Raw genomic sequence first — 18,667 nt, 5'->3', positions numbered from 1 at the left:
GGGCGTTCCAGGTGATCGACTTCATGAACAAGACCTCACTTGATGCCGGCGCGCATGAAGCTCTGCACGAACTGCCGCTGGAACAGCAGGAAGGCGATCGGCAGCGGTGCCGAAGTCATCAAGGTCGCCGCGGTGATGATGGACCAGTCCACGCCCTGGTCGGCGGATGAAAGCACTTGCAGACCCACGGTCGGCGGGCGCGACGTGACGCTGTTGGTGATGATCACCGGCCACCGGAAGTTGTTCCAGTGAAAGCTCACCGACGGCAGCGCAAAAGCGTTATGTACCGGCTTGGCTAGGGGCACGTAGACGCGCCAGAGAATTTGCAGCGCGCTGGCGCCCTCGACCCGCGCCGCCCCCAACGCGCCGGGCTTTGGCCGGAGCCCCTGATGCCAGGTCAGCCCAACTCAAGCAACACGGGTTGATGGTCGGAGGCACGCGTTTGCGTGTTGACCTCGATGCTTTTGAGGTGGGGCTGCAAGTCCTCGCTCACAAATACGAAGTCGCAGCAGATTGGCTCGGGACCGTAGCGCTGGTCAAACAAGCGAAATGTCGACGGCTGCCGCGTGTCGCCATGGATCAGGCGCCAGGCATCGCTCAGGCGGCTGGCACCCGAGGTTGCCGGGGCTGCCTGGATGCAGGCGTATTCGGCGCTGGAAAGCTCGAAGTTGAAGTCGCCGCACAGCACCGCGCTGGCGGTGTGCACCTTGCTCTGGAATGGCTCACTGCTTTCATCCGGCAACGGTGGCTGCGCGGCCTGGTCGCAGGCCTGGGCATGGAGTTCCACCAGCGCCTGCGCCTGGGCCAGGCGCTGCCGGACAGAGTAGTACTCAAGGTGAGTCGTCATCACGCGCAAGGGGCCCAGCGCCGTCAGCACCGTGGCGCTGGTGCAGATGCGCGGCATCGAGCTCACGGCGCCATCGGCCGGGTAAGGCAGCGGGTAATGCTGCACCAGGGCCACCGGCAGACGGCTGGCGACCAGATTGCCGAACTGCTGGCGTTGCCCCTGGCGCCCCAGTTCATTGACGGCGGCACCGAAAAAGACCTCATGCTCCGGCAACAGTTCGCGTAGGCGCGCTACCTGGTCGAAGCCGGCGTTGCCGGCAAGCCGCGGATAGTTGATGGCGACTTCCTGCAGGCACAGCACGTCGAAGTCGGCCATGGCGCGCGCCTCGCGCAGCACACGCTCGACGCTGACAACTTCATCAAGCCCACAAAACCATTGCACGTTCCAGGTGATCAGTTTCATGATGCGATGCACCCCATTGAGGCAAATTGAAATTCTTGAGGCCAAATTGCCATTCGGCTACTCATCTAGAGTTCGTATTATCCCGCTGCAAGGGATGAGAATTGAAGTTCCAGATGATGGGTTTAATTCAATCGTCCTCACTTGATGCCGGCGCGCATGAAGCTTTGCACGAATTGCCGCTGGAACAGCAGGAAGGCGATCAGCAGCGGCGCCGAAGTCATGAGTGTGGCGGCCGTGATGATGGACCAGTCCACACCCTGGTCGGTGGAGGAGAACACCTGCAGGCCCACCGTCAGCGGGCGCGAGGTGACGCTGTTGGTGATGATGACGGGCCACAGGAAGTTGTTCCAGTGAAAGCTCACCGACACCAGGGCAAAAGCGGTGTAGATCGGCTTGGCCAGCGGCACGTAGACGCGCCAGAGGATTTGCAGCGCGCTGGCGCCCTCGACCCGCGCCGCTTCCACCAGTTCCTTGGGAATTCCGAGGAAGGTTTGGCGCAGCAGGAAGATGGCGAAGGCCGAGGCGAAGTAGGGCAGGCCGACCGCCAGCAGCGTGTCCACCAATCCCAGGCGCGCCATGGTCTTGTAGTTCTCCACCAGCAGGATGTCGGGCATGATCATGAGCTGCACCAGCACCAGCGCAAACAACAGTTTCTTGCCGGGAAACTCGTAGCGCGCAAAAGCGTAGGCGGCCAGCGTGCTGCACAGCAACTGGCAACACAGGATCAGAGTCACCAGCGCCATCGTGTTCAGAAAGTAGCGGGCGAAGGGCGCGGCGGCCCAGGCGCGCGCAAAGTTGTCCAGCGTCAGCGGTGCCAGCAATTCGAAGCGGGTGGAATACTCGGACGGATGGAACGCCGTCCACACGGTGTAGAGCAACGGCAGGATCCACAGCAGCGCCAGCAGCCAGGCTGCCAGCGTGTCGATGCGTCCGGGGTCGTTATAGACCAGGCGCGTTGGCGCAGTTTTCATTGGTAATGCACCTTGCGGTCCAGCACGAAGAACTGAAACAGCGCCACCGTTGCCAGCACTGCCAGCAGCACCACCGTGAGCGCGGCGGCGTAGGCGGTGTCCCAGAACTTGAAGCCCACTTCGTACAGGTGATACAGCAGCAGCGTGGAGGCGTTGTCGGGGCCGCCGCGCGTGAGCACCACCACATGGTCCACCATGCGCACGGCGTTGATGACGGCGTTGATCATCACGAACAACGTGGTCGGCATCAACAAGGGCCACTGCACGCGCCGGAAAAAATACCAGCGCGAGGCACCTTCGATCGCGGCGGCCTCGCGCAGGCTCGGGCTCAAGGATTGCAGCGCGGCCAGGTAGAAGATCATGAAAAAGCCGGCCTCTTTCCAGATCGCCACCAGCGTGATCGCGCCCAGGGCGGTACTCTGGTCACCCAGCCAGTTGTGCGAGGGCAGCCCGAAGAAGCCGGTGATCTGCTCCAGCAGGCCGTAACCCGGTGTGTAAAAGAACAACCAGATGTTGGCCACGGCGATCATGGGCAGTACCGTGGGCGTGAAGTAGGCCATGCGCAAAAAGCCGCGGCCGGCGATGCGTTCGTTCACCCACAGCGCCATGACCAATGCCAGACCGATGGAAAAGGGAATGGTCGCCAGCGCGAACCACAAGTTGTTGGTGGCGGCTTTCCAGAATACCGGGTCGCTCACCATCATCTGGTAGTTTTCCAGTCCCACCCAGACGCCGGGGCGCGCGCCCTTGGGGGTGGAGAAAAAACTGTCGATCAGCGTGGCCACCGCCGGGTAATGCGTGAACGCCAGCAGCAGCACCAAGGCAGGCAACAGCAACAGGTAGGCGTGCAGCGCCGTGCTGCCGGAAGTTTTGGAGGTCATGAAGTGAAAACGCCATCGACCGGCACGCGCCGGTCGATGGCAGGAATGTCGCTATCCTATTTGTAGCTTTTCAGAATGCGGTCGGCTTCCTTCTGCGCGTCCTGCATGGCCTGGGCCGGCGTCTTGGCGCCGGTCAGCGCGGCCTGCAAGCCGTCGTTCAGGGCCTTGGTGACGCGCTGGTTGTCGTGCGTGGAAAACTCGGCGATGGAAAAAGGCAGTTGATCGCGCGCCACCAGGGCCGGCGCGAAGTCGCGGCCGTATTTGCGCAGCGCGTCGGTGGCGTAAGCGGCTTCGGACACGGCGACGTAGCCGGTCTCGATGCTCCAGCGCGCGGCGCGCTCGGGCTGCGTCACCCACTTGACGAACTTGAAGGCGGCTTCCTGCTGCGCCGGGGTGGACTTCTTGAAGATGTAGAAATTGCCGCCGCCCGTGGGCGAGCCCTTGCGCTTGCCAGCGGGCAACATGGCCACGCCGAAATCAAACTTGGCGTTGTTCTTGACGTTGGTGAGGTTGCCGGTGGTGGTCCACATCATGGCGACTTTCTTCTCGAAGAAGTCTTTCGGCGTCGTGCCCCATTCGACCACGCCCGCGGGGTGCACGCCTTGCTTGGCCAGATCGACCCAGTACTGCAAGGCTTCTATCACCTTGGGATCATCGAACTTCACGGCGTTGCCGGCGTCGTTGGCCAGGATCGCGTCGTTCTCGACGGCCAGCGCCTGGAACAGCCAGTACGGAAAACCGCTGGACGGAATCTGCACGCCGTATTGCGTGACCTTGCCGGAGGCGTCCTTCCTGGTCAGCTTCCTGGCGTAGTCCGCCATCTCGGCCCAGGTGGCGGGCGCCTTGTTGGCGTCCAGCCCGGCGGCCTTGAACAGTTCCTTGTTGTAGTACAGGACGATGGTGGAGCGCTGGAACGGCACGCCCCAGGTCTTGCCGCCGGTCTGGCTGTTGGCCATGAAGGCCTTGTAGAAACCGCCCAGCCAGGCCTTGTCGTCGGCGGTCTTGACGAAGTTGTCGATCGGCACGATGGCGTCTTCGTCGATCAGCGTGAACATATCGGTGGACAAGAGCACGGAGGTGACGGGCGGCGTGCCTGACTTGTGCGCGGTGAGCGCCTTGACGATGGTGTCCTGGTAGCTGCCGGCGTAGATCGGTGTCACCTTGACGCCAGGATTTTCCTTGGTGAATTCGCCTGCGAGGTCGTCGATGTATTTGGCAATCGTGCCGCCCACGGCCACCGGATAGAAGAAGGAAATCTCGGTCTGTGCCTGCGCCATCGCGCTCATGGGCAGGACGCCCAACGCGAGTGCGGCGGTGGCGAAACGAATGATCTTGCGGGACAGACCAAGAGCTACGCGAAGCGAGCTTTGCTCTGTCCTCAACTGATTAAGTGTTCTCTCTTGCATGTTTTTTTCTCCTTGGAGGATGGTTGATGTTCAGTTGACTCGGTTGCCCGGCAAATCGAAATAGTGCTCGGCCTGTGCCGGCCATTGCAGCGTGACCTGTGCGCCGGCCGTCAATTCGCATTGACCATCGGCGCGCACGGTGATGACTTCCGTGCCCACGGCGCAGCGCAGCACCAGGTCGGCGCCCAGGTATTCCAGGCTTTGCACGGTGGCGGGAATGTTGCCGCCCAGCGCGACTGATTCGGGCCGTATGCCCAACTGCGCGCCCGCGTGTTGCACCGCCACCTGGCTGCCCGCGATGTGACCGTTTTCCAGGCGCAAAAGGTTCATGGCGGGCGTGCCGATGAAGCGCGCCGCGAAGGTGGTGGCAGGGCTGGAATACAGCGTGCGGGGCGCCGCGTTCTGCTCGATGTGCCCCTTGTTCAACAGCACCACCTGGTCTGCCATGCTCATGGCTTCGGTCTGGTCGTGCGTGACATAGACCACGGTGAGTCCCAGGCGTTGTTGCAGTTCGCGCAACTCGCGGCGCATGTCCTGGCGCAACTGGGCATCCAGATTGGACAGCGGTTCGTCCATCAGGCAGACCTTGGCCTGTGCCACCAGGGCACGGCCCAGAGCAACGCGTTGCTGCTGCCCGCCGGAGAGCTGCGACGGCTTGCGAGCCAGCAGCTTTTGCAGCCCCAGCAGCTCCACAGTGGACTGCAAACGGCGCGCCGCCTCCGCGGCTTCGACCTTGCGCACCGACATGCCGAAGCTGATGTTGTCCGCCACGTTCAAATGCGGGAACAGCGCGTAATTTTGAAACACCATGGCAATGCCGCGCAGCGCCGGTGGCTGCTCTGTCACGTCTTGGCCGTCGACAAAGACCTGGCCGCTGCTGGCGGACTCCAGTCCGGCAATGATGCGCAACGTGGTGGATTTCCCGCAACCCGAAGGCCCCAATAAAACACAAAATGTGCCGGGTTCAATCGTCAGGTTGATGGCCTCCAGGGCTTTGGTGTTACCCCAATCCTTGGAGACGTCCACGAGTTGGATAGATGACATTGCGTGAGCATATGTCTGAACTGTGACTGTTTCGTGACGATTGAGGTCGGCCCCCGTCTCAAGGCGAGGCGTCCTCCGGCGCCGCCACCAATACCTCGACCCCTGCCTTTTCGATTTCCTGCCGGGTGCCGGCGTCTATGCCGGCATCGGTGATGACGCGCGTCACCTTGTCGAGCCGGGCGATGCGAAAGATCGCCTGGGCGTGGAATTTGGACGAATCGACGATCACGTTGACGGTTTGTGCGGCGGCTATGAAGGCGCGGTTCATGGCTGCCTCCTCGGCCGACAGCATGCCGATGCCGCCGGCGCACGAGATGCCGTGCACGCCCAGAAATGCGGCGCGCACCGAGATGTCGTCGAAGGCGCCGGGGGCGGGGCGGCTGACCGAGGCCATCTTCTTGAAATCTATGCTGCCGGGCAGCAGGTAAACCGAGGCGTTCTGGCTGCGCGCGAACTCCATCGCAACGGTCAGCCCGTTGGTCACCACATGCAGGTTGTTGTGCGCGCGCAAGGCTTCGGCCAGATGGCGTGAGGTGGTGCCGCCGTTGAGCAGGATGCAGTCGCCGTCGGAGACCAGTTGCGCGGCGATCTCCGCGATGGCGCGTTTCTCCCTAAAGTTCTCCCGCTCCCGCTCGGCGTAGCTGATGCTCTCGTAGCGCGCCCAGCCTTCGGCGATGACCTCTCCGGAGACGGCGCCGCCGCGCTTGCGCTCCAGCAGCCCGCGTTCGTGCAGCTCGATCAGGTCGCGCCGCACTGTGATCGGCGAGGTCTGAAAGCGCTCGGCCAGGGCGTTGACTTCAACGGCGCCACCGCCCTGAACCAGGGCCAGGATTTCCTTGTGACGAGCGGCTTTGAGCATGCGAAATCTCCGGGATGGACAAGCACCGTATTAGAAACCAGAAACGAACACAAAAAAACAAATTACCCCTGTGTCGAGCAGGATCTACGTCATCAAAATGACATTGTATGTTCGTAATATTGAATATATGAACAAAAACGATCATATTCGAGCAGTCATTTTTGATGTCGATGGAACCCTGTTTGACACCTTGCCATCGCTGTCTGCTGCCGCCAACGAGGTGCTGGTGCAAGTCGGCCGGCAGGCGGTCTCCGCCTCGCTGTTGCAGTCGGCGCTCAACGAGGGCTTGCGGCCGCTGTTTCACAAAGCCATCGCCTTGCAACGGGAGGCCGTCGATGCGCAGACAGTGACCCAACTGGAAGACCAGTTCATGGCGCGCTATCTGCGGCACGGCTTGGCTACAGCGCCCTTGTTTGCCGGCGTGGCGGACGCCTTGATCGCCTTCAAGGATCGCGGGCTAAGGCTCGGTGTCTGCACCAACCGGGACCGCGCTTCGACCGCCGCGCTGCTGGCGGCGGCGGGCATCGCCGACTCATTTGATGCCGTCGTCGGCCTGGGCGACGCGCCGCTGCCCAAGCCGGCGGCAGAACCGTTGCTGCTGTTGCTGGAGCGCCTGCGGGTGGCGCCGGCGAATGCCTTGTTTGTCGGCGATTCCGCCCTGGACGCGCGCTGTGCGCAGCTGTCCGGGGTTCGCTTTGCCGCACACCTGGGCGGCTACGCCGAACAGGCCCAAGACCTGCTACCCAACGTTTTGAGTTTTGGCCGTTACCAGCAGCTCACCCACTGGCTGCTGGATCACTGCGGTGATTCGTTTTCTCCGCGTCAGCTTCGTTTTGCCACGTCCCCTCAACCCTTGTCCATGAATCAGGAGTACTTATGAAACCCTTGTTGTCACCCGCCGGCGCACTGCGCCTGGGTCTCGCACTTTTCTTGACCGCGATCCTCGCCGCTTGCGGTGGCGGAGGCGGCGGTAATAGCGCCGCCGCAACGCCGGACCAGGCCGCCGCTGCCCCAAAGACGCCCGTCATGCGCTGCGCGCCCTGAGCCGTCCCATTGCAACCCCTTTTTCCATCATCAGGAGTACCTACCCATGAGCCTCGATCGTCGCAACTTCCTGCGCATGACAGCCAACAGCGGCGCCGCCGCCGCCGCGCTGGCCGCGCTGCCTTTGAGCATTCGCAAAGCCCTTGCCGTTGAACCCGCCGTGCAAACCGGCACCATCAAGGATGTCAAGCACATCGTCATCCTGATGCAGGAGAACCGGGGCTTCGACCACTATTTCGGCACCATGAAAGGGGTGCGCGGCTTTGGTGACCGCTTCCCGGTGCCGCTGGAGAGCGGCAAGCCGGTCTGGTACCAATCCAATGGCACGACCGAAATCGCGCCGTTCCATCTGGATCCGAAACTGTTCAATGCCTTGCTGGCGCCCAGCACGCCGCACAGCTTCTCGGACTCGCAGGCGGCCTGGAACCAGGGCAAGTTCGGCAACTGGCCCAAGTACAAGAACAACAACTCGATGGGTTACTACAAGCGCGAAGACATTCCGTTCCAGTTCGCGCTGGCCGAAGCCTTCACCCTCTGCGACGCCTACCACTGCTCCATCACCACCGGCACCGATCCGAACCGGATCACCTTCTTCAGCGGCTCCAACTTCAATCCGGTGCTGGCGGCCCAGGGCATCAATTGCACCGACACCGATTCGGAACCCAACAACGTGCGCTGCTGGATCGGCAACCCGGCGGTCGACAAGTGGCCGGTGCCGGGCTACACCTACAAGGACACGGCGTTCAAGTGGCCCACGCTGCCGGACCTGCTGGAGAAAGCCGGCATCAGCTGGCGCATCTACCAGGACCCCAACGACAACTGGACCGGCGCCATGCACGGCTGCCTGGCTTTCGAGAGTTTCCGCACGGCCCAGCCCGGCTCTTCCATCTACAAGAACGGCATGTCGCTGTGGACGCTGGACGACCTGGCCAACGACGTCAAGAACAACACGCTGCCGCAAGTCTGCTGGGTGCTGCCACCGCAGGTGTTTTCAGAGCATCCGGGCGGCCCCTCCAGCCCGCTGAAAGGCAGCAATTTCACCGAGCAGGTGCTGAACGCGCTGACCGTCAACAGCGCTGTCTGGGCCACGACGGCGTTCTTTTTGACCTTCGATGAGAACGACGGTCTGTTCGACCACGTGCCGCCGCCGGCCCCGCCGTCCTACAACGCCGACGGCAGCCTGGCCGGCAAGGCCACGCTCAAGCTCGACGGCGAATACTTCTCGGACCCGACCGGAAAATACCGCAAGGCCGACGACACCATCTCCGGCAGCTTGCGACCCTTCGGTCTGAGTGCGCGCGTCCCGATGTACGTGGTCTCGCCCTGGAGCAAGGGCGGCTGGGTCAGCTCGCAGGTGTTCGATCACACCTCGATCGCGATGTTCCTGGAAAAGCGCTTCGACATCAGCGTTCCCAACGTCAGCCCCTGGCACCGCGCCGTCTGCGGCGACCTGACCTCGGCCTTCGACTTCACGCACCCCGGCGATGCCCAACTGCCCAAGTTGCCCGATACCAGCAACTACGCGGTGCTGGACGCGCAGCAGAGGACCATGCTGGCCTACAGCATTCCGTCCAAGCATCAGCCGCTGTTCCAGGAGTCCGGCACACGCTTTTCGCGCAAGCTGCCGTACGAGCTGCACGTCAATGCCACGGTCACGGCCGGCAGCAGCGTGGCGCTGACTTTCGCCAACACCGGCACGCAAGGCGCCGTTTACCACGTCTATGACAAACTGCACCTCAATCGCATCCCGCGCCGCTACACGGTGGAGGCCGGCAAGACGCTGACCGACAGCTGGGATCTGTCGGCCGATCAGGGCCGGCACGACTTGTGGGTCTACGGACCGAACGGTTTTGTGCGCGTCTTCAAGGACGATGCGCCCACCGCGGCCAACCTGGCGAGCCCGGAATGCAAGGTCTGCTATGACGTTGCCAACGGCGATGTCTACGTCAAGCTCAGCAACGCCGGCAAGCAGGCCTGCACGCTGACCATTCAGGACAGCGCTTACGGCAGCGGCGGACCCTGGGTGCTGAAAGTCGAGCCCGGCAAGGTGGTGGAGCAATCCTGGCCGCTGCGCAAGAGCGGCAACTGGTATGACTTCAGCATCACGGCCGACACCAGCAAGGGCTATCTGCGGCGCTTTGCCGGCCGGGTCGAAACCGGCCAGCATGGCCTCAGCGACCCGCTGCTGGGAACGGTGTAACAGCTGCCAGGGGCCGCCTTCAGAAAGGCGCGCCCCTGGCACCCACCTCTATGTCAAAAAATTGTCATCAATGTTTCACACGAGCCGCCTAGACTGCGCGGCTTGTAACCCATCCGGAACCTCAGCATGTATTTCAAGCCGACCTTTCTAACTTTGGCCCTGGCGGCCACGCTGTTCTCAACGGCCGGTGCCGCGCAGACCATCTTCCCCTTGAGCCGGGCCGATATCCTGGCCGGTTCGCATTTCGATTTCAAGGTCGAGTTCGATGGCGTGGTCGATCCGGCGCAGGTCAAGGTCAGCATCAATGGCCAGGACTACGCCAAAGTCCTGGGCAAGTCGGCGGAACTGGTGGCCCGGGAAGACGGCAAGGAGGTCTCCAGTTTGATCCTGCGCGATGCCAGCCTGGCCAAGCCCGGTAGCTACACGGTCACGGCCAGCGATGGCAAGACCAGCAAATCGGTGACCTGGAGCGTCTATGCCACGCCCGCCAAGCGGCTGGCCAAAAATGTGATCCTGTTCATCGGCGACGGCTTTTCCATCGGCCACCGCACGGCGGCCCGCATCCTGTCCAAAGGGATAGAGGGCGGCAAGTACACCGCCAAGCTGGCGCTGGACGACATGCCTTACATGGCCTTGTTGTCGACGCAAGGCACCGACTCCATCATCACCGACTCGGCCAACGCCGCGCATGCCTATACCACCGGGCACAAGTCCTGCGTCAATGCGCTGGGCGTCTATTGCTCGCGGGCCGCCAATACGCTGGATCACCCCAAGGTCGAAACCATCACCGAGCTGGCCAAGCGCCGCGGCATGGCGGTGGGCGCCGTGACCAACTCCGAGATCGAGGACGCGACGCCGGCGGCGATGGTGGCGCACACGCGTCGCCGCTCCGATTACAACGACATCGTGAAGATGTTTTACGACAGCAAGATCGACGTCATGATGGGTGGCGGCTCGCCCAACTTTTTGCCCAAATCGACGCCCGGTTCCAAGCGCGGCGACGAGGTCGATTACATCGAACGTTTCAAGCAGGCCGACTACAAGCTGGCAACCAGCAAGACCGAGATGCTGGCCGCCGCCGACGATGGCAAGACCACCAGGCTGCTGGGGCTTTACAACACCGGCAATGTGGACGGCGCGCTGGACCTGAAGTTTCTCAAGAAGGGATCGGTCAGCCGCTTCCCGGACCAGCCCGACGTGCCGGAAGAAATGGCTGCCGCGCTGAAGGTGCTGTCGCGCAACAAGAACGGCTTTGTGCTGATGGTGGAGAGCGCCCGCATCGACAAGTACTCCCACTCGATGGACGCGGAGCGCGCCATTTATGACGCCATCATGCTCGACAGCGCGGTCCGCCAAGCCAAGGATTGGGCCAAGGCGCATGGCGACAACACCTTGATTCTGGTGACCGCCGACCACGCCCACGCCGTCAGCGTGATCGGCACCGTGGACGACGACGCGCCCGGTAGCGAGATGCGCAACAAGGTCGGCACCTACGCCGAGGCCCATTTTCCCAACTATCCGGCACCTGACGAGCAGGGCTATCCCAACAAGGTCGATGTGTCGCGCCGGGTGCGCCTGACCTTTGGCGCCTACCCCGACCACTACGACACTTTCCGGCCCTTCATGGACGGTGAATTCGTACCCACCCTCCGCAATGCCGAGGGCGTCATGGTGGCCAACGAAAAATACAAGAACGTGGCCGGTGCCGTGCTGCGCGAGGGCAACCTGCCCAACAAGGGCGCGCGCGGCAGCAACAGCGGCGTTCACTCGGGTGACGACGTGATTCTGACGGCCATCGGCCCGGGGGCCGACAAGGTCCATGGCCAACTGGAAAACACCGAAGTCTTCCGCATCATGGCGGAAGCCCTGGCGCTGGCGCCACAGGCCAAAGCGGCTGCCGCCAAGGCAGCCCGGAAGAAGTGAGACCTGTTATGACTCGGAAGTCCGGCGCAGCGTTGCGCCGGACTTTTTTACTTTCGCCTTTGCTGCTCTGGGCGACTGCCCTCCAGGCGGCCGACAACCTGAGCCTGGATCGCTTGCTGAGCTTCGAGTCGCTGTACAAATCGATCGGCATCCTGGGCACCCAGTATTCGGAGCGGGCCAAGGCGCTCAAAGGCCGGGAGGTTCGCATGCGCGGCTACATGGCGCCGCCGATCAAGCCGGAGAGCAACTTTTTCGTGCTGACGCGCGAACCGGTGTCGGTCTGCCCGTTTTGCGCGTCGGATGCCGAGTGGCCGGTGGACATCGTCGTCATTTACCTGAAGAGCACCTTGGGTCCGGTCAATTTTTCGCAGCGCATCGAAGTCAGCGGCAAGCTGGAGATGGGCTCCTGGACCGACCCCCAGACCGGCTTCGTGAGCCAGGTTCGCATCGTCAACGCCGAGGTCGCCAAGCTGTGAGTGGCCAGGGCCAGTTGCAGGTGCGTGATCTTGCGCTGCGCTTTGCCGGCCAGCAGAAAGCCTTGTTCAACATTCCCTCGCTCGATCTGTCAGCCGGCGGCAGCCTGGGCATTTGCGGCGTTTCGGGCGCCGGCAAGACCACGCTTTTTCACTGCCTGGCCGGCATTGCGACCCCCACGGCGGGGCAAATCTGCTGGGGCGGCACCGACATCTGCACTTTGCCGGCGCCTGCGCTGGGGCGCTGGCGGCATAGCAACCTGGGGCTTGTGTTTCAGGACTTTCATTTGATAGACGGACTCTCGACGCTGGACAACGTGCTGCTGCCGGCTTATTTCGACCGCTGGCGGCCGGCCGCCGCGCTGCGCCAGCGGGCCCGCGAATTGCTGGCCGCCAGCGGTATTTCCGCGTTCGATCGCTTGGCCGCCCAGCTGTCGCGCGGCGAGCGCCAACGCGTCGCCTTGGCGCGTGCGCTGCTGCTGCAGCCCTCCATCGTGATGGCCGACGAGCCGACCGCCAGCCTGGACCCCGACCATAGGACGCAGATCGGCGATCTGCTGACCGAGCTGGTCCGCGCCCAGGGTGCGACGCTGATCGTCATCTCGCATGAGCCCGAGTTGCTGGCACGCATGCAGCGTTGCCTGCGCTTGCAGGACGGGGCCTTGCAGCAGCTTTCTCCCTCGCCATGATGCGCGGCTTCAATCCCTGGCCCATGGTGCGCGCCGACCTGCGCCGCAACCGGCTACTGGTGTGGGTCACGCTGTTGCTGGTGGCGGTGTCGGTCGCCACCGGCATTGCGGTGATTTCGCAGGAGCGCGCGCTGCGTCAAGGCAGCGCACGGGCCGCCGATGATTTTGACCTGCTGCTGGGCGCCCCCGGCAGCGCCACCCAGCTGGTGCTGACTTCGGTCTACCTGCGGCCCCAGGCTATTCCCCTGCTGGACGGCGACTTGCTGGCCAAAGCCAGCAGTGCCGCCGGCGTCAAATATGCCGCTCCCATCGCCTTCGGAGACAACTGGCAAGGGCATTCCATCGTCGGCACCATCGCCGCCTTCGCCAACCGGGGCGGCACGCTGGCGCCTGTGCAAGGGCGAATTTTCGAGAAACGCGGCGAGGCGGTCGTCGGCGCCGGCGTGGCGCTGGCGCTCGGTGCCAGCTTCAGTCCGGCGCATGGGCAGCAGCGTGCGCCGGATGACGAGGAAGGCCATGCCGACGCCGCGCACAGCGCCGTCCGCTATACCGTCGTCGGGCGTCTGCCGGCGCGCCACAATATCTGGGATACGGCCATCCTGGTGCCGGTGGAAGATGTCTGGCGCGTGCACGGCTTGCAGCCTGCTCAGGCCGTCACCGAGGCCACGCACATAGGCCCGCCATGGGATGCCAAAGCCCTGCCGGGCCTGCCGGCCATCGCCATCAAGCCCGACTCGGTGGCGGCGGCTTACCGCTTGCGCGGGCAATTTCGAACGCCGCGCAGCGTCGCCCTGTTTCCGGCCGAAGTCCTCAACGATTTGTACCTGGCACTGGGCAACGTGCGCGACCTGATGTCGCTGTTGGTGATCGCCACCCAGGTGCTGGTGGTGGTGGCGGTGCTGATGGCCTTGCTGGTCGGTTTTCTGGCACGCCGGCGCCAGTTCGCCGTGCTGCGCGCCATGGGTGCCAGCCGCTTGTACGTCTTCAGTGTGGTCTGGATTGAAGTGGCGCTGCTGATCACCGCCGGTGCCGCCATCGGAGTGTTGCTGGGCTGGGCTGGTTCGGTGGCCTTGTCGTACGGGCTGCAGTCGCAAGTCGGCTTCGACCTGCCGGTGCGTCTGGGCGCCGCCGAAGGCGTGCTGGTGGGCGCCCTGATTGGGGTCGGCGCGCTGGTCGCCACGCTGCCGGCCTGGCTGGTCTTTCGACGCTCCATCGCCGAGGGGCTGGTCGCGGGCTGAGTCTGGCCCGGTCGCAAATTACCGTGCCTTACGTGGGCGTCATCAAACCGACTTTGGCGTGTCACATTTGCTTTCTAAGCTCGGTGTTTTTCACACACTGGAGCGCTCATGTCGAACAATATTTCAAACACGCATTTCTCACGCATTGATCCGACCGATGTTGCCGGGCAGACTGCCCAACTGCAACGCCGCCAGGTACTGAAGGGCGCCCTGGGTGGTGCCGCGGTGCTGGGCCTGGGCAGCTTTGGTCTGAGCGCCTGCGGCGGCGGCACCGATCCGACTATCACCGCCGTCGAGTTCATCGGCATGGCTGCGCCGACGACGGATGCACAGCGCGCCACCACCTGGACCAGCGCCAGCGCCAAGATGACTTACTCGGACGGCAGCACAAAAACCCAGGCGCTGGCCTACAACACGCTTTACAAGACCGGCGACAGTCTCAAGAACGGCAGCGCCAGCGTGGTGGCTGGCGGCTATTTCGACAAGTCCGGCGCTCCCATCATCGACACCTCGGGGGCCAGCGCGATGCAGTATTTCAGCGACAGTCCGGACGGCCAGTCGTTGCTGAGCCTGTCCAACCCGACGGTTCCTGGCGTCAAAGGCAACACGGTGTTTCTGGTCACTCAGTTCGAATACCTGACTGCCAACAACGCTTCTGCCGGCACGCGCCCGACACCGGCCGCCTCCGACATGTACGGCAAGCTGCCGTCGCAGATCGCTGTGGCCACGCTGGATCAGGACAAGAGCACGGGCGCGCTGTCGGTCGTGCGCTACTTCCCGGTGGACGCCAGTGGTGTGATGGGCCTGTGGATCACTTGCGCGGCAAGCCTGTCACCCTGGAACACCCACCTCTCCAGCGAGGAATATGAGCCGGACGCTGTCAATATTGCCGGCAACACGATGTTCCAGGCCTTCAGCCAGAACCTGTTCGGCAGCACTACCGCGGCCAACCCCTACCACTACGGTCACGTGCCGGAAGTCACGGTCAATCCGGACGGCACGGCCAGCATCAAGAAACACTATTGCCTGGGCCGCATCGCGCGCGAGTTGGTGGAAGTCTGCCCCGACAACAAGACGGTGTTGATGGGCGATGACGGCACCGACACCGGCTTGTTCATGTTCATCGCCAACACCGAGAAGGACCTGAGTGCGGGCACGCTGTATGTCGCCAAGTGGGCGCAGACCTCGGCCACCGCGGGCGGCGCGGGCACGCTCGGCTGGATCAAGCTGGGCAGCGCCACCAGCGCGGAAGTCAAGGCCCTGGCGGACACGCTCAAGGCCAGCGACATCGTGACGGTCAAGAAGGCCGACCCGCTGGACGCCAGCTACACCAAGATCGCCTTCAACGGAACGACCGAATGGGTGAAATTCACCGCCGGCCAGGAAAAAGCCGCTGCCTTCCTGGAAACCCATCGCTACGCCGCCGTCAAGGGAGGCACGCTGGAGTTCACCAAGATGGAGGGGGTGGCGCTCAACAAGAAGGACAAAGTGGCTTACATCGCCATGTCGCGCATCGAGAAGGGGATGGCGAACACTGCCGGCGACGTTCAAGTGGGCAAGATTACCGCCGGCGCGACCTATGAACTCAAGCTGTCGGCGACCCAGAAGGACACCTCTGGCGCGCTGATCGGCAGCGACTGGGTGCCGACCGTGATGGCGGCGGTTCCCGCGCTGGTGGGTGAAGACCTGGCCACGCCGGATGCCTGGGGCAACACTGCCAACGTGGACAAAGTCTCTAACCCGGACAACCTCAAGTTTTCGGAGAAACTGCGCACGCTGTTCATCGGCGAAGACTCCGGCCAGCACGTCAACAACTTCCTGTGGGCTTACAACGTGGACAGCAAGAAGCTCTCGCGCATCCTGTCGATCCCCGCCGGCGGCGAATCGACCGGTCTGCAAGCGGTGGACAACCTCAACGGCTTTGCCTACATCATGAGCAATTTCCAGCATGCGGGTGACTGGACATCGATCCACTCGGTCATCAAGACCGGTGCTGATCCCTTGATCAACGCCAACTGGAACAGCAAAAAGAGTTCAGCGGTAGGCTACCTTAGTGGCTTGCCGGCGCTCTGATTTCAAAAGCATCTCGCGCTCCAACTACGTGCTCCAGCAGACCGCGTCGCGGCGCTGGGGCACTTTGTGATGCTTCCCTGGGGGGTGTCAGTCCTTGTTGGGGCGCCCGGTCTTGATCGCCGGCACCGCCTTCAAGGCGGCCAGCAACGCCGCGTCGGGCATGGCGGCCAGCGCCTTGATGCCGGCACGGATCAATTCGCTCTTCTTCACGGCATGGGCCAGTTTGCCGGCGCGCTGTTTCAGCTCGTCGATCACTGCATATTCAGCCTTCGGGATGGTGAAGCTGTCGCGCACCAGCTTCGGCTTCTTCGCCTTCACCGGTTTTTCCGCCTTGCTCTTGAGCACTGGCTTGGCCGGCGTCCTGGTCACTGCTTTGGCAAGCGGCTGGGCGGCCGGCATTTTTGCAGCTGTTTTCTGTTTGGCCTTGCTGGCAACTGGGGTTGCGCGCAGCGGGGTCGCCGGCGCTGGCGCGACCGCGGCAGCAGTGGCAGTCACGGTTCTGGCGGGACGGCTGGTTGTGATTTTCTTCTTGGCTGTCGTCATGGTGAATAAGTCCTCTGAATAAACGGGGTATACAGTTTATACCGTTTATTTGGAGCCCGCTGGCGCCTGCTTGCGTGGTATTTGGGTGGTCATGGTTTTGCCACGGTCTTGTCACGAATTTGTCATCCACTGCTCCTAGACTGCAAGCTGAGCCCTGAACAATGGAATTCCAGATGAGCATGACGCAGCAGGCGGTGACCACGGCATTGCCGGCGATCGAGTTTTTTTCCAGCGTGGTGGAGATCAGCCCCGGTGCGCGCGCCAAAGCGTGGTCCATGCCGGCGCTGTCGGATGCGGTGCGGCGCGGGCGGGGCGCCCTGGCCGGCTTGATTCGCGGCGAAGGACTGTATCCGGTATTCCAGCCGATTGTGTCGCTGCGCGACGGTTCCATCTACGCGCACGAAGCGCTGATCCGGGGGCCGCAAGACACTGCGCTGCACACGCCCGATGCCTTGTTGACGGCAGCGGCACAGGAGGGTTTGAACTTCGAGTTCGAAAACCATTGCGTCATCGCTGCCTGTCAACGCTGGGGCAAGCTGGTGGAAGCCGGGCGTCTGTTTGTGAATATCAGTGCCGAGGTGCTGGTGCAGATTCTCGAACAATACGGACGCGCCGCCCTGCTGGAACTGATCAACGGATTTGGTGTCTTGCCGCGCAAGCTGGTGTTCGAGATTACCGAGTACCAGCGGGTCGCCGACATGGACCACCTAGCGCGCATGGTGCGCGAGTTGCGCTCCGCCGGGGTGGCGATCGCGCTGGATGATTTTGGCGATGGCCGCTCCAGTCTGCGGCTCTGGTCGCAAGTGCGGCCCGAGTTCGTCAAGATCGACAAGTACTTCACCAAGAACCTCAGCCAGCACGCCGACAAGTTGAAGACCATTCAGGCGCTACAGCAAATCGGCGCGCTGTTCGAGACCGCGCTGGTGGCCGAAGGCATCGAGACCGAAGACGATTTGCGGCTCCTGCGCGACCTCGGCATCGATTGCGGCCAGGGCTATTTTTTGGGGCGGCCGGCGCTGTTGCCGCGCGAGCAGATCGAGGCGGGCGCGCTGGCCGTGATGCGGGACCGCCGGGTGGCGGTGTTTCCCGAGTTGCGCCGGGCGTCGCAGAGTGGCGTGCTGAGCCGCATTGCCTTGCTGGACGCGCCAACCGTGACCCCGAGCACCAGCAACGATGAACTGGTGGCCTTGTTTTTGAATCATAAAAAGCTGCACGCGGTGGCCGTCGTGGATGGCCACCGGCCGGTCGGAATCATCAACCGCTCCAATTTCATGAACGAATACAGCAAGCTGTACTACCGTGAGGTGTGGGGCAAAAAGCCGTGTCTGGTGCATGCCAACCTGGCGTCGCGCCTGATCGAGCGCAACCACAACGTGGATGAGCTGATCGGCATCCTCACCTCCGATGACCAGCGCTATCTGACGGACGGTTTCATCGTCACGGAAAACGGCCGCTACGTCGGCTTGGGCACCGGGGAACAACTGGTCCGCTCGGTGACGGAAACACGCATCGAGGCGGCCCGGCACGCCAATCCGCTGACTTTCCTGCCCGGCAATATTCCGATCAGCCAGCACATCGAACGCCTGCTGGCGGGCGGTGCCGAATTTGTCGCGTGCTACGCGGACTTGAACAATTTCAAGCCCTTCAATGACCAGTACGGCTATTGGCGCGGCGATGAAATGATCCGGCTGCTGGCCCGGCTGGCGCTGGCCCACTGCGATCCGAAGCGCGATTTTGTCGGCCATGTGGGCGGTGACGACTTCATCATCCTGTACCAGAGCGCCGACTGGCAGCAGCAATGTCAAAACATCGTCAGCGAATTTGCCGCGCGCGCGGTGGATTTGTTCGACGAGGCCGCGCGCGCGGCGGGAGGCATTCATGCGGAAGACCGGCACGGGGTCTCAAGGTTTTTCCCGTTGACCACCTTGTCGATAGGCGCGGTCAGGATTCGTTCCGATGAATATGCCAGCGCGGAGCAGGTGGCCTCCGTGGCGGCGCGGGCAAAACACGAGGCCAAGACCGCCAGGTCCGGTTTTCTGGTACTTGAAAGCGCTGAGGTCAGTAGCTGCTGAGG

16 protein-coding genes and 1 pseudogene are annotated in these 18,667 nt (G+C 63.0%); 9 read left to right on the top strand and 8 right to left on the bottom strand.

The window, feature by feature from the left end:
* Positions 1–35: 35 nt before the first annotated feature.
* The 7 genes and pseudogenes from PHS32_RS07125 to PHS32_RS07095 form a co-directional block, all read right to left on the bottom strand.
* Positions 36–356, bottom strand: a pseudogene (locus PHS32_RS07125) (ABC transporter permease subunit); the annotation flags it as partial.
* A 41-nt stretch (positions 357–397) separates the two neighbouring features.
* Positions 398–1,249, bottom strand: a complete 852-nt coding sequence (locus tag PHS32_RS07120; protein ID WP_301078230.1) for an endonuclease/exonuclease/phosphatase family protein — start codon at positions 1,247–1,249, stop codon at positions 398–400.
* A 137-nt stretch (positions 1,250–1,386) separates the two neighbouring features.
* Entirely contained in the window at positions 1,387–2,220 is an 834-nt protein-coding gene (locus PHS32_RS07115) for a carbohydrate ABC transporter permease (protein WP_301078229.1), read from the bottom strand.
* Entirely contained in the window at positions 2,217–3,101 is an 885-nt protein-coding gene (locus PHS32_RS07110) for a sugar ABC transporter permease (protein WP_301078228.1), read from the bottom strand. The genes PHS32_RS07115 and PHS32_RS07110 overlap by 4 nt, the downstream gene beginning before the upstream one ends.
* A 56-nt stretch (positions 3,102–3,157) precedes the next feature.
* Positions 3,158–4,387: an ABC transporter substrate-binding protein gene (locus PHS32_RS07105; RefSeq protein ID WP_301078245.1), complete on the bottom strand. Its 1,230-nt coding sequence runs from the start codon at positions 4,385–4,387 to the stop codon at positions 3,158–3,160.
* Positions 4,388–4,537: 150 nt separating this feature from the next.
* A complete protein-coding gene (locus PHS32_RS07100; RefSeq protein WP_301078227.1) occupies positions 4,538–5,551 on the bottom strand; it encodes an ABC transporter ATP-binding protein in 1,014 nt (337 codons plus the stop codon).
* 58 nt (positions 5,552–5,609) lie between these two features.
* Positions 5,610–6,410 carry a DeoR/GlpR family DNA-binding transcription regulator gene (locus tag PHS32_RS07095; RefSeq protein ID WP_301078226.1) on the bottom strand — a complete coding sequence of 267 codons (801 nt, stop codon included), beginning with the start codon at positions 6,408–6,410 and terminating at the stop codon, positions 5,610–5,612.
* 127 nt (positions 6,411–6,537) lie between these two features.
* Between PHS32_RS07095 and PHS32_RS07090 the strand changes: the two genes are divergently transcribed.
* From PHS32_RS07090 to PHS32_RS07055, 8 genes are all read left to right on the top strand, one after another.
* Entirely contained in the window at positions 6,538–7,290 is a 753-nt protein-coding gene (locus tag PHS32_RS07090) for an HAD hydrolase-like protein (RefSeq protein WP_301078225.1), read from the top strand.
* Positions 7,287–7,454: a hypothetical protein gene (locus tag PHS32_RS07085; protein WP_301078224.1), complete on the top strand. Its 168-nt coding sequence runs from the start codon at positions 7,287–7,289 to the stop codon at positions 7,452–7,454. The genes PHS32_RS07090 and PHS32_RS07085 overlap by 4 nt, the downstream gene beginning before the upstream one ends.
* A gap of 46 nt (positions 7,455–7,500) precedes the next feature.
* Positions 7,501–9,654: a phosphocholine-specific phospholipase C gene (locus PHS32_RS07080; protein ID WP_301078223.1), complete on the top strand. Its 2,154-nt coding sequence runs from the start codon at positions 7,501–7,503 to the stop codon at positions 9,652–9,654.
* A gap of 126 nt (positions 9,655–9,780) precedes the next feature.
* On the top strand, positions 9,781–11,577 hold the full coding sequence (locus tag PHS32_RS07075) for an alkaline phosphatase (protein ID WP_301078222.1): 1,797 nt from the start codon (positions 9,781–9,783) through the stop codon (positions 11,575–11,577).
* Between the two features lie 8 nt (positions 11,578–11,585).
* A complete protein-coding gene (locus PHS32_RS07070) occupies positions 11,586–12,053 on the top strand; it encodes a hypothetical protein (protein ID WP_301078221.1) in 468 nt (155 codons plus the stop codon).
* Positions 12,050–12,739 (top strand): ATP-binding cassette domain-containing protein, encoded by a 690-nt coding sequence (locus PHS32_RS07065; RefSeq protein WP_301078220.1) that lies wholly within the window; start codon positions 12,050–12,052, stop codon positions 12,737–12,739. The genes PHS32_RS07070 and PHS32_RS07065 overlap by 4 nt, the downstream gene beginning before the upstream one ends.
* On the top strand, positions 12,736–13,977 hold the full coding sequence (locus PHS32_RS07060) for an ABC transporter permease (protein ID WP_301078219.1): 1,242 nt from the start codon (positions 12,736–12,738) through the stop codon (positions 13,975–13,977). Before PHS32_RS07065 ends, PHS32_RS07060 begins: the two co-directional genes overlap by 4 nt.
* A gap of 108 nt (positions 13,978–14,085) precedes the next feature.
* On the top strand, positions 14,086–16,050 hold the full coding sequence (locus tag PHS32_RS07055) for an alkaline phosphatase PhoX (protein WP_301078218.1): 1,965 nt from the start codon (positions 14,086–14,088) through the stop codon (positions 16,048–16,050).
* An 87-nt stretch (positions 16,051–16,137) separates the two neighbouring features.
* Here the strand turns inward: PHS32_RS07055 and PHS32_RS07050 are convergent, their stop codons facing one another.
* Positions 16,138–16,593 (bottom strand): hypothetical protein, encoded by a 456-nt coding sequence (locus tag PHS32_RS07050; protein ID WP_301078217.1) that lies wholly within the window; start codon positions 16,591–16,593, stop codon positions 16,138–16,140.
* A 275-nt stretch (positions 16,594–16,868) separates the two neighbouring features.
* Between PHS32_RS07050 and PHS32_RS07045 the strand changes: the two genes are divergently transcribed.
* Entirely contained in the window at positions 16,869–18,665 is a 1,797-nt protein-coding gene (locus PHS32_RS07045) for a phosphodiesterase (protein ID WP_301078244.1), read from the top strand.
* Positions 18,666–18,667: the final 2 nt, after the last annotated feature.

Source organism: Rhodoferax sp. (assembly GCF_028714215.1).
GTDB lineage: Bacteria > Pseudomonadota > Gammaproteobacteria > Burkholderiales > Burkholderiaceae_C > Rhodoferax.
The sequence above is the reverse complement of the archived record's forward strand: the minus strand, read 5'-3'. Positions and strand labels throughout refer to the sequence as shown.

Excerpts from the sequence above, each read along its gene's own strand:
- PHS32_RS07120 (WP_301078230.1), bottom strand. The coding sequence starts at position 1,249 with ATGAAACTGATCACCTGGAACGTGCAATGGTTTTGTGGGCTTGATGAA.
- PHS32_RS07115 (WP_301078229.1), bottom strand. The coding sequence starts at position 2,220 with ATGAAAACTGCGCCAACGCGCCTGGTCTATAACGACCCCGGACGCATC.
- PHS32_RS07110 (WP_301078228.1), bottom strand. The coding sequence starts at position 3,101 with ATGACCTCCAAAACTTCCGGCAGCACGGCGCTGCACGCCTACCTGTTG.
- PHS32_RS07105 (WP_301078245.1), bottom strand. The coding sequence starts at position 4,387 with ATGAGCGCGATGGCGCAGGCACAGACCGAGATTTCCTTCTTCTATCCG.
- PHS32_RS07100 (WP_301078227.1), bottom strand. The coding sequence starts at position 5,551 with ATGTCATCTATCCAACTCGTGGACGTCTCCAAGGATTGGGGTAACACC.
- PHS32_RS07095 (WP_301078226.1), bottom strand. The coding sequence starts at position 6,410 with ATGCTCAAAGCCGCTCGTCACAAGGAAATCCTGGCCCTGGTTCAGGGC.
- PHS32_RS07090 (WP_301078225.1), top strand. The coding sequence starts at position 6,538 with ATGAACAAAAACGATCATATTCGAGCAGTCATTTTTGATGTCGATGGA.
- PHS32_RS07085 (WP_301078224.1), top strand. The coding sequence starts at position 7,287 with ATGAAACCCTTGTTGTCACCCGCCGGCGCACTGCGCCTGGGTCTCGCA.
- PHS32_RS07080 (WP_301078223.1), top strand. The coding sequence starts at position 7,501 with ATGAGCCTCGATCGTCGCAACTTCCTGCGCATGACAGCCAACAGCGGC.
- PHS32_RS07075 (WP_301078222.1), top strand. The coding sequence starts at position 9,781 with ATGTATTTCAAGCCGACCTTTCTAACTTTGGCCCTGGCGGCCACGCTG.
- PHS32_RS07070 (WP_301078221.1), top strand. The coding sequence starts at position 11,586 with ATGACTCGGAAGTCCGGCGCAGCGTTGCGCCGGACTTTTTTACTTTCG.
- PHS32_RS07060 (WP_301078219.1), top strand. The coding sequence starts at position 12,736 with ATGATGCGCGGCTTCAATCCCTGGCCCATGGTGCGCGCCGACCTGCGC.
- PHS32_RS07055 (WP_301078218.1), top strand. The coding sequence starts at position 14,086 with ATGTCGAACAATATTTCAAACACGCATTTCTCACGCATTGATCCGACC.
- PHS32_RS07050 (WP_301078217.1), bottom strand. The coding sequence starts at position 16,593 with ATGACGACAGCCAAGAAGAAAATCACAACCAGCCGTCCCGCCAGAACC.
- PHS32_RS07045 (WP_301078244.1), top strand. The coding sequence starts at position 16,869 with ATGCCGGCGCTGTCGGATGCGGTGCGGCGCGGGCGGGGCGCCCTGGCC.